Origin of the sequence: Streptomyces sp. GESEQ-35 (genome assembly GCF_017948485.1) — a bacterium.
GTDB lineage: Bacteria > Actinomycetota > Actinomycetes > Streptomycetales > Streptomycetaceae > Streptomyces.
The window spans coordinates 1-352 of sequence record NZ_JAFFSX010000106.1; the positions used below are offsets into that span (position 1 = coordinate 1).

The window sequence follows — 352 nt, forward strand, 5'->3', positions numbered from 1 at the left end:
CGGGGTGTGGTCGCTGGACGACGCCTGCACCCTCGTTGCCGCACGGGGCCGGCTGATGCAGGCAGCCCGCTCCGGTGGCGCGATGACGGTGATCACCGCCACCGAGGACGAGGTGCTGGAGGTACTCGGACAGTACGCGGGTGTCTCGCTGGCGGCGGTCAACGCCGCCGAGTCCGTCGTGATCTCTGGCGACCCGGAGGCGGTGGCGGAGGTCGCGGCCCATTTCGCCTCCCTGGGCCGACGCACCAAGGCGCTGCATGTCAGCCATGCCTTCCACTCGGCGCACATGGACTCGGCGTTGGAGGAGTTCGCGCAGGTCGCCGCCCAGGTCACCGCACATGCCCCGCGCGTC

General features: G+C 71.3%; 1 protein-coding gene. It reads left to right on the forward strand.

Annotated features, from left to right (window positions below; translation table 11 throughout):
- Positions 1-352, forward strand: a 352-nt coding sequence (locus KCH87_RS48545) for an acyltransferase domain-containing protein (protein ID WP_210594476.1), incomplete at both ends; no start/stop codon positions are given.